Raw genomic sequence first — 13,949 nt, forward strand, 5'->3', positions numbered from 1 at the left:
GATCGTTCACCTCATCGGCTATCTTTATCTCGCGGAACCGCATTTCATCGCGTGAGACTGAAGTCTCATCGTATCTGGCCGCACGTCTCACCGCGTCAAAACGCTTTCGTGTGGAAACAAGAAGGGCATGCGCATCAAACAACATACCCTTCCCAACCAGCTTTAGAGCTTTGCGACGATTCCGTTTACCAAAGCCAGGAACTGCGTCTTTACCTTTTCCGTCGTCTCCATGACTTCTTCATGCGACAACGGCTGCTCCAGAATCCCTGCGGCCATGTTGCTGATGCAGGAGATGCCGAGTACATTCATCCGCATATGTTTGGCTGCGATCACTTCCGGCACGGTAGACATCCCGACGGCATCTCCGCCCAGCATGCGGAGCATGCGGATTTCCGCAGGCGTCTCATAAGACGGACCCAGGAGGCCGACGTAGATCCCTTCGCGCAGACGAATGCCCTGCTCCGCCGCTACCTCTTTTGCCACCGCGCGCAGCGCCTTGGAATAGGCTTCCGACATGTCAGGGAAACGCGCTCCCAGCTCGTCGTCATTCGGCCCGATGAGCGGATTGCGGAATGTCATATTGAGATGATCGGCGATGAGCATCAGATCGCCAGGCTCATAGCTCTCATTGATGCCTCCAGCCGCATTGGTGACGATGATCGTCTCTACGCCCAGCTGCTTCATGACGCGGATCGGAAAGACAACCGCATCGAGGCCATGGCCTTCGTAGTAATGGAAGCGCCCCTGCATCGCGACGACTTGTTTGCCCTGCAGCCCTCCGATGACCAGCTGCCCTTTATGCCCAACGACGGTGGATACGGTGAAGCCCGGTATTTCGTGGTAAGGAATGATCACCGGATTTTCAATCTCGTCCGCGAGCACCCCCAGACCCGAGCCCAAGACCAGGCCGATCGTTGGTTTTTCCGTTAATTTTGGCTCAATATAACGTACTGCTTCTTGAAATGTAGACATGTTTTTTGCTCCTCTCAATATCGTACTCTTCTTTCCTTCCGTCTTTCTTACAGGCTGGACAAAAAGCTCTCGCCGATCTCCGGCAGCGGCACGCCAAAGTTGTCGGCAATCGTCGCGCCCAGATCGGCAAATGTGCCGCGAACGCCCAAATCCGCTCCGCTCCTGATCCGCTTGTGATACGCAAGCAGCGGCACGTACTCTCGCGTGTGATCGGTGCCGTGATGGACGGGGTCATTTCCGTGGTCTGCCGTAATGATCAGCAGGTCATCCTCACGCAGGGCTGCGAGCAGCTCCGGTATGCGGGCATCGAATTCCATCAAGGCCTGGCCGTACCCTTCCGGATCGCGGCGATGGCCAAATTTGGCATCGAAATCGACCAGATTGACAAAGCTGAGCCCCGTAAAGGATTCCTTCATCGTGCCCAACAGCTGGTCCACGCCGTCCATGTTGTCCTGCGTCCGGATCGCTCTGGTTACGCCTTCATCCGCATAGATATCGCTGATTTTCCCGATCGCGATCGAGGCCAGGCCTGCATCCTGCAGGCGGTTCATCACCGTCGGCGCAAAGGGCTTGACGGAGTAATCATGGCGATTGGCTGTGCGTACGAAATGGCCGGGCTCTCCGATAAACGGGCGTGCGATCACGCGGGTGACGGCGAACTCATCGCGGAGTGTCAGCTCCCGGGCGATCTCGCAGATGCGGTACAACTCCTCCAGCGGAACGACTTCCTCATGGGCGGCGACTTGAAAGACGCTGTCTGCCGATGTGTAGACGATGACATCGCCTGTCCGCATATGCTCTTCGCCCAGCTCATCCAGGATGCCGGTGCCGGATGCGACCTTGTTCCCCAGAACCTTGCGCCCGATCCGCTGTTCAAACTCCTGGATCAATGCAGCCGGAAACCCGTCCGGATAAGTGCGAAACGGCGTTGAGACGTGCAGACCCATGATCTCCCAGTGTCCGGTCGTGGTATCCTTGCCGATCGATATTTCTTTCATCTTGCCATAGTGAGCCTGCGGTTCGGCTGCAGGCGGTACATTTGCAAGCGGAGCGATATTCCCCAGTCCCAGCGCTTGCATATGGGGCAGTTGAAAGCCTTTCACCCGCTCCGCGATATGGCCGAGCGTATGTGCGCCTTCATCCTGAAAACGGGCTGCATCCGGCAATTCACCGATCCCGACACTGTCCATCACGATTAGAAAAACTCTTTGAAAACGTGGCAAAAAAACCGCCTCCTACAAAAAATAAAGGTATTGAGTGCTGCGTTTGCGGCCTTTCATGGTCAAGTCGTCAGACGTCTGACGAGGAAAAAAAGAGAGACTAGGCTCTCGGGTGTGTTTTTGCATAAATATCCTTAATGCGCGTCCGGGTGACATGCGTGTAAATCTGCGTCGTGGAGATGTCTGCATGGCCCAGCATTTCCTGGACGGAGCGAAGATCGGCCCCGTTTTCCAACAGGTGCGTGGCAAAAGAATGGCGCAGCGTATGCGGGGTAATCTCCGTCTTAACATTGGCTTTCAAGCCGTACCGCTTGATGATTTTCCAGAACCCCTGCCGCGTGATTCTCTTGCCCAGATGGTTCAGGAACAGCGCGGTCTCCCCCGGTTCTTTTACCAGGCGCGGGCGGCCGGCCTGCAGGTAGTGGCGCACCATCTGGATCGCGACTGACCCGAGCGGGATGATCCGCTCCTTGGACCCTTTGCCCATGCATTTGACGAATCCCATATCGAGATTGACATCCATGACATTCAGATTCACCAGTTCGGACACGCGGATACCCGTTGCATACAACAACTCCAGCATCGCCTTGTCGCGCAAACCTGCGGGATGATTCACGGGCGGACTGTCGAGCAGTCGCTCCACTTCTTCCACCGATAAAACCTTTGGCAGCCTTTTTTCGATTTTGGGCGTTTCCAGATGAATCGACGGATCTTTCTCTATGTATTTGTCACGCACGAGAAATTGATAAAAGGCCCGAATGGAGGCCATATTGCGGGAGAGAGTGGCGGTAGCCCTGCCCTTTTCCTGCAAGCTCATCAAATACCCGATAATTTGGGTGCGCGTCGAATCCTCGATCCGCGTCACGCCCTGCTCCTGAAGATAGGAGGTGTAGGCAATCATATCGCGCTGATAGGATTCCAGGGTATTGGGTGACAGCCCCTTCTCGACAGAAAGAAAATGGATAAACTGATCGATCAACATGTCCATGAAGTTGTCCCCTTCAGGTGAAAAGTATCACATATTGCTTTCCACACCAAGAGGAAAAGTCCTCTTTTTTGGGTGGGAGAAAACCATTATTCTCCTGTCAAATAAAAGAGCTGGAGCCGGGCCATGTACCCGTCCAAATCCTGCGGGGCAGGGCTGTTGATCAGCTTGACGACTTTGACGGCATTGCCGTTTGGCTCTTTGTACGGATTGCCCGACCACAGCTTGGCGGTCAGGAGAGTGATGATTCCATAAGAGATGAGGGTGCAGGTAACGAACAGAAGGAAAAAACGCAATATCTCCATCAGGCGACGTAACGGTATCCGCATCGCTCTACATCCTTCCCGCTAGCATTCCTTCTATATATATGCGCCTGTCCGCGGCAGCATTCAAACCCGTACTTGTCCAGAGAGATCATGGCTGCTGCTTATAGGATGCCTCCAAGCGGGGGATTCATGAGCGAAAAGACCGCGCCGCCGGGAATGTCTGTGCCGCCCATGGTAATAACGGGCAAACAAAAAAACTTCCCCTGATGAAAGAGAAGTTTTTTACTTGAAATCATCTACGTTTACCTTGTCGATACAGCGGCTGCAGATGCCGTAAAAGACGAGACGATGGTCGGTAATGTAAAAGTTGTAAACATTCTTTACCTTTTCTTCGGCTGTCACCAGGAGATCTTCAAAAATCTCATCCACTGTGCCGCAGTTGTTACAAATCAAGTGGTGATGGTGGTATTCCGAATTATCGTCACGAAGGTCGTAGCGGGCTACGCCGTCTCCAAAGTTCATTTTGTGTATGATCTTGAGCTCGCTGAGCAGCTCGAGTGTACGGTAAACGGTAGCGAGGCCAATCTCGGGCGCTTTGTCCTTCACCAACAGATAGACATCCTCCGCGCTGAGATGGTCTTCTTCATGCTCCAGCAAAACGCGAACAGTGGCTTCACGCTGTGGCGTCAGTTTGTAGTTTTGGGAATGAAGTTGCTGCTTGATTTTCTCTAACTTTTCATCCAACATGATTGCCCCTCCCGCTCACATGAAACCTGCTCCTATTATAGTAGAGGGGCATCGCATAAGTCAAATACATATGTTCTTATCTGAGAATTATTATCGATTAAGAACCATCTGCATCAGCTTTGGCGATACGAAGCTCTCAAACAGAGCAGCGATGGTCAGTACCGCCAGCATCGAGATCACCAGCACGGAATAGCCGACGAAATGAGGCAGGATGACGTCCCGTTTGCTGAGCAGCCTGGTTTTGATCAGCCGCAGGGAAAAGGAGATGCCGCTCACGCCTACGATGATCAGCGCGGGGACGACCAGCAAATTTTGCGGCAGCACGCCCATCATCGCAAAGGTCACGCCCTTCCACTGCAGCTGGGTCACCAGAAAGCCGACGGTGAAACCGACCACCACTCCTTTTAAAAAGAGCAAAAGCAGAATCATCGGCAGGCCGATAATCGACAAGCCCAATACCCACATGATGCCGACCGTTTTGGCATAATGGCCAAAGGACTGCTGGAAGTGAGAAGACGGCTCGGGTATGCCCTTTTCCCCCAGGCTGCTAAAGAAAAACTGGAGGAAGCCAAACAAATCTTCTCTTTGCGAGAGCGGCAGTGAATTGACGATCACTGCGCCGAAAATAATGCCCATGGTAAAGAGCACAATCGTAAACCAGTACAGGGACTGATGTTCTTTCGCATATACCTGGATTGTTTGTCCAATTCGCGTCCGCACGACAGCTCGCCTCCCGCAATCCCGATTACTCTACAGCCTATGCGGTCGGCAGGACGACTATGCCTTGTCCCGCGGCGAAGCGATAATCTTTCCGTACGTTCCGGCCCCTCCGGCCTTCATCGCGAGACGTCCCTCTCTGGCTTGGACGATCAGCTCCGCGACACGCTCCCCCGTGACATGGGCCAGCTCATCGAATGAGGTCCGATGCAGGATGGACATCTCCGTGCCGAAATGCTGATACAGTTTCTCCTTCAGCTTGGGTCCTACTCCCGGGATGAATTCAAGCGGGACCTGCTCGACATAGGGCGGCCGAAACGGTGGATGAATGCCCGGCGGCGCGTCGGCGAGCTGCTCGATCCGGCTGGACACGCCGCGCACGACTCTTTTAAATCCGCACTGCGGGCAGCGCCCCTCCGGATCCGCGGGCAGAAGCGACTGGCAGGACTGGCAAGCTGTCTGGTGGTACTTGCCCAATTGCGGGTGCAGGCCGTAGTTGATCCGCACCCCTCTGCCTTCCTTGCGCTCAAGCGCCAGCCGCCACTCCGCAAACGACCGGTCCTTCATCGCCATCCGCTGGTACTCTCTCCCGATATTGGCCAGCGAGTGGGCGTCCGAATTGGTCAAAAACGTTTTGTCATGCAACTCTTGCAGCCGATCCGCCATCTCGGTATTGGCGCTCAGCCCCAGCTCGACGGCGGGGATCAGGGCCGGGTCGGCCACCTCTGCCAGCGAATCAGTGCAGCTCCCGTACAAGCCTTTATGCGGGGTAAAAATATGGGCCGGGACGATGACGCCGTCCCACTCTGCCATGACATTCTGCAGCTCCCTGAGATGGGTGCGGATTCGCTGGGAGCTGAGCGTCACATTTTTGCAGCGCTGCGCCAGCCAGCCCGTCAGCATGCTCATTTTCTCCAAATCGGGCAGATAGCAGAGAAAATGGGCTTCCCCTCTGCCCTCCTCCTTAATCTCCACTTCGCATCCGAGAATCAGCATCGTCTGTTTGTACATCACGCCGCCCATCGGATGCTCCTCGGCTTCGCCCCGCTGAATCAATCCCCGCAGCTCCTCCTGCACCTCTGGCGAATGGGCATCGATAATCCCGATCATATCCATCCCTTTTCGCTCGGAAGCCTCCTCCAGAATGCGGGTCAGGGTCATGGAGCGGGAAGCGGTGATTTTTACGGGCTTCCCGCTCAGCGTGCCGCCCACGTGGATATGCATATCACAGAAGTATTCCGCCATGCTGCCGTTATTTTTGTCCATGCAGCTTCCGGCTTTCCCAGGCATACAGCGCCACGACTGTCTTGGCATCGCGAATCTCCCCGAGGCGGTGCAGCTCTTGTGCCTCTTCGAGCGTCAATTCCACCACGTCCACGAATTCATCCTCATCCAACTGCGCCTCCCCTTTTCTGAGTCCGGTCGCGAGATAGAGATGCAGCAACTCATCCGCAAATCCCGGCGACGTGTAAAAGGAGCTGAGGTGGGTAAAGCTCTCCGCCTCGTAACCCGTCTCTTCCTTCAGCTCGCGGATGGCGCAAGCAAGCGGCTCTTCCCCCGGCTCCAGCTTGCCTGCCGGCAGTTCGACGATCTCCCGCTCCAGCGGCTTGCGAAACTGGCGCACAGCGATGAGCTTGCCCTCGTCCGTCAAAGCCATGACAGCGACCGCTCCCTGGTGATTGACGATTTCCCGCTTGGCTGTTTTGCCGTTGGGCAAAAGGACTTCATCCACTTTCAGCTTGACGACTTTCCCTTCGTAGATCGTTTGGCTGGAGATGGTTTTTTCGTAGAGGTGCTCTGTATGTTTCATCATGATCACCCTTTTTCCTGTAGTGGCTGGTTCTAAAGAAGACCGCCCCGCCATATGCTGGGAGCAAATGACTTGTCCACCCATATTGTATCGGAGGAGATTGCGGATGAAAACCTATGTCGACGAAAAGCAGCTGCGCATGGTCGGAAAAGTATGGGAAATACGTGCTACTCTCCGTTCCTGGTCAAAAAAAGAGCTAACGCTGCAAGAGTATCTGGCTCGGCGAACCCGCTCCGGCCGCCGCTGACCGCCGCTCCCGCACTCTTCACTGCGAGCTCTGCAGCCAGAATCGCCGCTTGGAAGGGCGCAGGGTCTTCGCGCCAGCTCCTGCCCATCGTGGACAGCTGCAAATCGTACAAGCCTTCCAGCTTCTCCAGCTGTGCCTGCGAAGGGGCTGCTCGGCGCAAGAGAATATGGCCCGCCTGCTTGTGAATCTCTGTCAACTGCGAGGCGATGCGATCGTCGCGCTCATCTCCCCATATCGGTACGGGCATGAGCACAGGGCGAAGCGTAAATTTGCGCAGCAGCGTCAGGGTGTGGTGGCTAACCCCCCGATGGCGCTCTCGCGTGTCGGAAAAACTGACCCGGGGAATAAAAAAAGGGATGCCGCCAAGCAGGCTGACTGCATGGATAACTTCTGCCAATTGCATGCCCGAAAAGCCCAGAGGTGTGCCGGTACCCGCTACGCCGGGACCAAGCAGGCAGACGATGATATCCGCTTTTGCTGTCAGGCGCGCGGCTAAAAGTCCGTTGTATATATTGACGCTTTCCCAGTCTCCCCCCCATGCATGTCCGGTCGTAACCGTACTGCTGACGAGCCCCTGCGATTTGAGATGGGCCACCTGCTGGCTGAGCCCGATCGGCAGGGAAGCCCCATCCGGCATGACATAGACGATGCGCCACGACGGAGCAGCCTCACGGATGGCGCCTGCCACTGTCGGCAGCAAGCTGTGCAGCTCACCGATCAGAACCGGTGTGCCTTCCAGGGAAGCCTGCTCGTCCGTGAACAGGGAGTGATAGGGACTGTTCTGCTCCTCGACCGCGTCGACCGCCATCTGCCACGGCGAATAGCGCATTTTCATGATATGTCCCCAACTGCTCGGATACAGATCCGCCGCGCCGTCCGCCAGTATTTTTCCCACGACGATATGATACCCGCCCGTCCCCAGCGAAAGCCGGACGGCGGTTGTGTTCAGCAAAAGTTCATCCCCTGCCGCATACTTCTCCGCGGAGTAGGAGATGGCCTGCCCGAGATGACCGCTGCTGGTCAGCAGCACTTCCACCAGCTGCATCCCCGGCTTTTGTTTGATCACTCTTTGGACAATTCCTGATTCCAGGCGAAGCACTGCATCCCCCTCCTTTGCTGTCAGGCTATGCTCGCGCTTCGGCGGGAACATGAACCTGGACCGTGTCTTCGACCTTGCCTGTCATCCTTTCAGATAATCGGCCCTCCTGTTTGGCTGGAAGTCCGAACATAGTTAAATTATGGGCATGAATGCCAAAAAAGAACCGGCTCCCCCTAGCGGAGACCGGTTCTGCCCGTTTTTCCTCACGTTTTTCCTTCGGTTTTCGTTATTCCAGAACTTCAGCGATCACCGCGAGCACCAGCTCAGCGGCCTTGTTCAACTCTTCGATCGGCATCCGCTCATTTTTGGTGTGGATTTCTTCATACCCGATCGCGAAGTTTACGCTGGGCACGCCGTAGCCGTTGAATACGTTTCCGTCGCTTCCTCCGCCGCTCGAAACCAGCTCGGGGTTGCGGCCGATGCGCTTCACGGCACCAATCGCCTTTTTCACGACAGGCGTTTCTTCATTGTATTTATAGCCGTGATACATAAAGATGACGTCATTCTCGCAGCGTCCGCCCATTTCGGCAGCAGCTTCTTCAAAGGCAGTCGTCATGCTCTTGACCTGCGCTTCCAGTTTGTCCATGACCAGGCTCCGCGCTTCGGACCAGACTTCCACGTAGTCCGTTACGATATTGTAGGCCTTGCCGCCCTCGAAGCGGCCGATATTGGCGGTCGTATCCTCGTCGATCCGTCCCAGCTTCATGCGGGAGATGGCTTTGCTCGCGATCGTGATAGCACTGATGCCGTCCTCCGGATTCACGCCGGCGTGAGCCGCTTTTCCGTGGATGCGCGTAACAATCCGATACTGTCCGGCACCCGCCGTCGTAATCTGGCCGACGGGACCGTCGGAATCGAGGATGAATCCCATTTCTGCCTTCAGCAGGCTGGCGTCCATGGCGCGCGATCCGACCAGACCCGACTCCTCGCCCACCGTCAGCACGACCTGGATCGTCGAATGCGGCAGATTTTGCTCTTTTACGGTGCGAATGGCTTCAAAGATAGCAGCGATCCCTGCTTTATCGTCTGCACCGAGAATCGTGGTGCCGTCGGAATAGACGTATCCGTCGCGCACCTGTGGTTTCACGCCATTGCCGGGCACGACCGTGTCCATATGGCTGCTGAAAAGGATCGCCGGTCCCTTGGCATTCCCTTCGAGCGTAGCGACCAGATTATTGCCGCCATGTCCGGTCTTGGCTGCGGCATCGTCTTCTTCCACCGTAAAGCCCATTTCGATCAGTTTGTCTTTCAGTACCTTGTTAATCTGTGCTTCGTTTTTGGTTTCGCTGTCGATCTGGACGAGCTCCAAAAACTCGTTCAACAAACGCTCCTGATTGATCACGACGACTCCTCCTCAGTAATCTTGGCTGTTTGCCAAGCATGTTGGCTGCAGCCGGACTTGCGCGATGCTTCGCACCCGTATGTATGGAAAAAACAACCAACCGCGCACGGCTACAGAAAACCCCGTAGTCTGCTGCATGACTGCGGGGCATTTTTCCTGCAAGTGACTACATGGTTCAGTATACAGCAAAAAAATTTTTTCCACCATGTCCACTGCTCTCTTTTTTCGCTTCGAATCAGAGCGGGATGTTTCCGTGCTTTTTGTAGGGGCGCTGCTCCACTTTATTTTTCAGCATCTCCAGAGACAGCTTCAAATATTTGCGGGTCTCCCGCGGATCGATGACATCATCGACCATGCCGTTTTCCGCTGCCACATAGGGATTGGCGAAGCGCTCGCGGTATTCGGCAATTTTGGCCTGACGGGTGGCGACGGGGTCCTCGCTTTGTTCGATGTCGCGGGCGAAAATCACATTGGCTGCCCCCTCCGGTCCCATTACGGCGATTTCGGCATTGGGCCAAGCGTACACCACGTCTGCCCCGATCGCCTTGGAGTTCAGCGCCACATAAGCCCCTCCGTACGCCTTGCGCGTGATGACGGTGATTTTCGGTACAGTCGCTTCCGAGTAGGCATACAAAATCTTGGCGCCGTGACGGATAATTCCGCCATGCTCCTGATTGATGCCCGGGAAGAAGCCGGTCACGTCGACAAAGGTGACCAGTGGAATATTGTAGCAGTCGCAGGTGCGGATAAAGCGGGCCAGCTTGTCGGAGGAATCGATATCCAAGCCCCCGGCCATCACCTTTGGCTGGTTGGCGATCAGCCCTACGCTCTGTCCGTTGATCCGGCCGTAGCCGACCACAATATTGCGGGCGAAATCCGGCTGGATCTCCAGGAATTCGCCGTCATCGACGATCTTTTCCAGTACTTTTTTGACGTCGTACACCTTGGTGCCCGCAACCGGGACCAGCTCGATCAATTCTTCCAGCCAATCGCCGTCTTCGCCGCGATACTCTTTCCGCGGCGGCTCTTCCCGGTTGTTCTGCGGGAGAAAGCTCAGCAGATGGCGCACTTGCTCCAGCACCTCTTCCTCGGTCGCCGCCGTAAAATGGGCATTGCCGCTGATCGCCGAGTGTACGGAAGCGCCGCCGAGGTCCTCGCTGGAGATTTTCTCGCCTGTCACCGTTTCGATCACCTTCGGACCGGTGATAAACATCTGCGACGTCTTCTCCACCATGAACACAAAGTCGGTAATCGCAGGCGAATAGACAGCCCCTCCGGCACACGGTCCCAGGATGACGGAAATTTGCGGAATGACTCCGGAATAGATGGAGTTGCGGTAGAAAATATGCCCGTAGCCGTCCAGCGAGACCACACCCTCCTGGATGCGGGCGCCGCCGGAATCGTTCAGGCCGATGACAGGTGCGCCATTTTTGGCTGCCAGGTCCATGATGTTGGCGATTTTTTTGGCGTGCATTTCACCCAGAGCGCCGCCAAAAACGGTGAAGTCCTGGGCGAAGATGTAGACGAGACGCCCATTGATCTTGCCGTAGCCGGTGACGACACCCTCGCCTGGCGCCTCCAGTTTGTCCATCCCAAAATGGGTGGCCCGGTGTTTGACGAAAGGCTGCAGCTCGACAAAACTGTCGGGGTCGAGCAAGAGAGAAATGCGTTCACGCGCGGTCAGCTTTCCCCGATTGTGCTGAGCGGCGATCCGTTCGTCTCCTCCGCCCATTTCCACGACCCGTTTGCGCTCGTACAGCTGGTCGATTTTTTCGTACATGGCCTCACTCATGCCCGGACTCCTCCTTGCTTCCTTCTGCCTGGGGATACTGGCACAGCTCAAACAAGACCCCGCCCGCTGCCTTCGGGTGCAGGAAGGCGATGCTGGCCCCGTGCGCACCTGGCTTGGGTGTCTCATGGATGAGCGGAATGCCGTTCTCCTTTAATTGCTGCAGGCGGTCTTCGATATGGTCTACATCGAAAGCGATATGATGAATGCCCTCGCCGCGCTTCTCGATAAATTTGGCGATCGGACTGTCCGCACTGGCAGGCTCCAGCAGCTCGATGCGGCTCTCGCCGATTTGCAGGAAAGCAATCCGCACCTGCTCGCTCTCCACCTCTTCCGTGCCGATCAGCGGCAGACCGAGCTGCTGTGTGTAAAAGGGCAGGGCCGCCTCGAGACTTTTGACAGCGATCCCGATGTGGGCGATTTTGCTGGGAGCCGTCTGCAGCGTCATCCGCTTCCGCTTCACATGCGCCCGAATGTAATCGGCGGTCACGCGCGTCGGCGTGCCTGGCGTGAACACCTCCGCTATCCCCTGTTCTTTCAGGAAAGGAATGTCCTCCTGAGGAATCACGCCCCCCCCTACGATCAGGATGTCATCTGCCCCCTGCTCCCGCAGCAGGCGGACGACTTCCGGAAAAAGCTCGTTATGCGCGCCGGAGAGACAAGAAAGACCGATACAGTCTACATCCTCCTGAATCGCGGCCGCTGCGATCTGGGCCGGCGTCTGGCGCAGGCCGGTGTAGACCACTTCCATCCCTTCGTCACGCAGCGCCTGTGCCACGACCAGCGCGCCGCGATCATGTCCGTCGAGGCCGGGTTTTGCCACCAGTACGCGTATCCTTTGTTCCATCGTTAGCTCCCCCTTGTCACTTGAACCTTCCTGCTTTTCCGATTAGACAGCCCGATACTCTCCGAAAACGTCGCGCAATACGCCGCAAATTTCACCGATGGTCGCATAATTGCGCACACATTCCAGAATCGAGGGCATCAAGTTTTCTGTTCCTTCCGCCGCCGCTCGCAACTGAGCGAGCGTTTGTTCAACCGCCTGATTATTGCGCTTGGCTCTGAGCGCGTCGAGCCGTTCCTTCTGTTTGCGTCCGAGCGTCGGATCGACGCGAAGCAGCTCCGGCTGGGGCTCATGTTCCAGCTGGAAGCAGTTCATCCCGACCACTTTTTCCTCGCCGGATTCGATTTTGCGCTGTGTCTCATAGGCTTGCTTATGAATTTCCCGCTGCATGTAGCCTGCTTCGACTGCGGCGACCGCTCCGCCCAGCTGTTCGATTTTCTCCAGGTATTCCAACGCCTTGGCCTCTACCTGATCCGTCAGGTACTCTACGAAATAAGAGCCGGCCAGCGGATCTACCGTGTCGGTAACCCCGCTTTCAAAGGCGATGATCTGTTGGGTGCGCAGCGCGATCCGGGCCGATTCCTCGGTCGGCAGGGCAAGCGCTTCGTCGCGCGAATTGGTGTGCAGGCTTTGTGTGCCGCCCAAGACTGCAGCCAACGCCTGCAGAGTCACCCGTACGATGTTATTGTCGGGCTGCTGTGCCGTCAGGGTCGAACCGCCGGTCTGCGTATGCACGCGGAACTGCCAGGACTTCGGATTTTTCGCCCCGTATCTCTCCTTCATCAAGCGCGCCCACATCCGTCTGGCCGCCCGGAACTTGGCGATCTCTTCGAAAAAGTGATTATGCCCATTGAAGAAAAAGGATAATTGCGGTGCAAACTGATCGATGTCCAGTCCCGCTTTGAGCGCGGCTTCCACGTAGGCAATGCCGTCGGCAATCGTAAACGCCACTTCCTGCACAGCCGTCGAGCCGGCTTCACGAATGTGGTAGCCGCTGATGGAAATGGTATTCCACTTCGGCACATGCTCCGCGCAGTAGGCGAAGATATCTGTTATCAAGCGCATCGAGGGCTTCGGCGGAAAAATATAGGTGCCCCGTGCGATGTATTCTTTCAAAATGTCATTCTGGATGGTGCCCGATAGCTTTGCTGCTGGCACGCCCTGTTTTTCGCCCACCGCGATGTACATGGCGAGCAGCACCGAAGCCGGTGCGTTGATCGTCATGGAAGTGCTGACCTTGTCAAGCGGGATGCCTTCCAGGAGAACCTCCATATCCTCCAGCGAATCAATCGCCACGCCCACCTTGCCCACTTCTCCCGCAGCCATCGGATCGTCGGAATCGTAGCCGATCTGTGTGGGGAGGTCAAAGGCAACGCTTAATCCCGTCTGCCCCTGCTCCAATAAATAGCGAAAGCGCTTGTTCGTCTCTTCGGCGGAACCGAAGCCGGCGTATTGCCGCATGGTCCACAGTCTGCCGCGGTACATATTGGGCTGGACGCCTCGCGTATACGGGTACTGACCGGGAAACCCGATGTTATCCATGTAGTGCTGATCGATGTTGTCCGGCGTATACAATGGATCCACCACGATATCAGACGAGGTGGCAAACTGCTTTTTTCTTTCGGGCGACTTGGCCAGTCGCTCGTTTAGCTCCTGTTGCCACTTCCGGTACAGTTCGGTACAATCTTTAGTAGTCACCTGTGGACACCTCGTTTTCGATGGTAATAACGAAGGGGAGGTTATGATTCTCCCTTCGAATAATTCTAGCACAGGGAGTAACACAATATCGTCACAATTTCGACTTTTCCTGCCGAAAATTTTTAAATTGTTTGATGTAGGAGGGTATTCATGCGTCACCAGTCAACTTTTGCCAAAATATTGATCCTGATTCTGGTCGTATCTCTGGTCGTC

At 55.9% G+C, this 13,949-nt stretch carries 14 protein-coding genes; 1 reads left to right on the forward strand and 13 read right to left on the reverse strand.

Features of this window, described 5'->3' with window-relative positions; genetic code table 11:
• Positions 1-162 precede the first annotated feature (162 nt).
• The 8 genes from JD108_RS12930 to JD108_RS12965 all read right to left on the reverse strand — a co-directional run bounded on the left by JD108_RS12930 (position 163) and on the right by JD108_RS12965 (position 6,717).
• Positions 163-972: a purine-nucleoside phosphorylase gene (locus JD108_RS12930; RefSeq protein ID WP_198826482.1), complete on the reverse strand. Its 810-nt coding sequence runs from the start codon at positions 970-972 to the stop codon at positions 163-165.
• Between the two features lie 47 nt (positions 973-1,019).
• Entirely contained in the window at positions 1,020-2,195 is a 1,176-nt protein-coding gene (deoB, locus tag JD108_RS12935) for a phosphopentomutase (RefSeq protein ID WP_198826483.1), read from the reverse strand.
• Between the two features lie 97 nt (positions 2,196-2,292).
• Positions 2,293-3,180, reverse strand: coding sequence for a site-specific tyrosine recombinase XerD (xerD, locus tag JD108_RS12940; RefSeq protein WP_198826484.1), 888 nt, complete (start codon positions 3,178-3,180; stop codon positions 2,293-2,295).
• An 86-nt stretch (positions 3,181-3,266) separates the two neighbouring features.
• Positions 3,267-3,506, reverse strand: coding sequence for a DUF4227 family protein (locus tag JD108_RS12945; protein WP_198826485.1), 240 nt, complete (start codon positions 3,504-3,506; stop codon positions 3,267-3,269).
• Between the two features lie 219 nt (positions 3,507-3,725).
• Positions 3,726-4,190, reverse strand: a complete 465-nt coding sequence (fur, locus tag JD108_RS12950) for a ferric iron uptake transcriptional regulator (RefSeq protein WP_323958373.1) — start codon at positions 4,188-4,190, stop codon at positions 3,726-3,728.
• Between the two features lie 90 nt (positions 4,191-4,280).
• A complete protein-coding gene (spoIIM, locus tag JD108_RS12955) occupies positions 4,281-4,910 on the reverse strand; it encodes a stage II sporulation protein M (protein WP_198826486.1) in 630 nt (209 codons plus the stop codon).
• 57 nt (positions 4,911-4,967) lie between these two features.
• Positions 4,968-6,173, reverse strand: a complete 1,206-nt coding sequence (locus tag JD108_RS12960) for an endonuclease Q family protein (RefSeq protein ID WP_228728136.1) — start codon at positions 6,171-6,173, stop codon at positions 4,968-4,970.
• A complete protein-coding gene (locus JD108_RS12965; RefSeq protein ID WP_198830111.1) occupies positions 6,160-6,717 on the reverse strand; it encodes an NUDIX domain-containing protein in 558 nt (185 codons plus the stop codon). The genes JD108_RS12960 and JD108_RS12965 overlap by 14 nt, the downstream gene beginning before the upstream one ends.
• Before the next feature lie 67 nt (positions 6,718-6,784).
• Here JD108_RS12965 and mciZ point away from each other — a divergent pair, with 67 nt between their 5' ends.
• A complete protein-coding gene (gene mciZ, locus JD108_RS22695; RefSeq protein ID WP_323958374.1) occupies positions 6,785-6,964 on the forward strand; it encodes a Z-ring formation inhibitor MciZ in 180 nt (59 codons plus the stop codon).
• On the opposite strand, the gene JD108_RS12970 is transcribed toward mciZ, so the two are convergent.
• The 5 genes from JD108_RS12970 to JD108_RS12990 form a co-directional block, all read right to left on the reverse strand.
• Entirely contained in the window at positions 6,885-8,063 is a 1,179-nt protein-coding gene (locus tag JD108_RS12970) for a DUF3866 family protein (RefSeq protein WP_198826487.1), read from the reverse strand. The two genes, mciZ and JD108_RS12970, sit on opposite strands and share 80 nt — an antisense overlap.
• Positions 8,064-8,289: 226 nt before the next feature.
• Positions 8,290-9,405, reverse strand: coding sequence for a M20/M25/M40 family metallo-hydrolase (locus tag JD108_RS12975; protein WP_198826488.1), 1,116 nt, complete (start codon positions 9,403-9,405; stop codon positions 8,290-8,292).
• Between the two features lie 235 nt (positions 9,406-9,640).
• The gene (locus JD108_RS12980) at positions 9,641-11,197 is read right to left on the reverse strand and encodes an acyl-CoA carboxylase subunit beta (protein ID WP_198826489.1); all 1,557 of its coding nucleotides are present in this window, start codon (positions 11,195-11,197) and stop codon (positions 9,641-9,643) included.
• The gene (mce, locus tag JD108_RS12985) at positions 11,190-12,041 is read right to left on the reverse strand and encodes a methylmalonyl-CoA epimerase (RefSeq protein WP_198826490.1); all 852 of its coding nucleotides are present in this window, start codon (positions 12,039-12,041) and stop codon (positions 11,190-11,192) included. The genes JD108_RS12980 and mce overlap by 8 nt, the downstream gene beginning before the upstream one ends.
• A 42-nt stretch (positions 12,042-12,083) precedes the next feature.
• Positions 12,084-13,736 carry an acyl-CoA mutase large subunit family protein gene (locus JD108_RS12990; protein WP_198826491.1) on the reverse strand — a complete coding sequence of 551 codons (1,653 nt, stop codon included), beginning with the start codon at positions 13,734-13,736 and terminating at the stop codon, positions 12,084-12,086.
• Between the last annotated feature and the right edge of the window lie 213 nt (positions 13,737-13,949).

The organism is Brevibacillus composti (assembly GCF_016406105.1).
Taxonomy (GTDB): Bacteria; Bacillota; Bacilli; order Brevibacillales; family Brevibacillaceae; genus Brevibacillus; species Brevibacillus composti.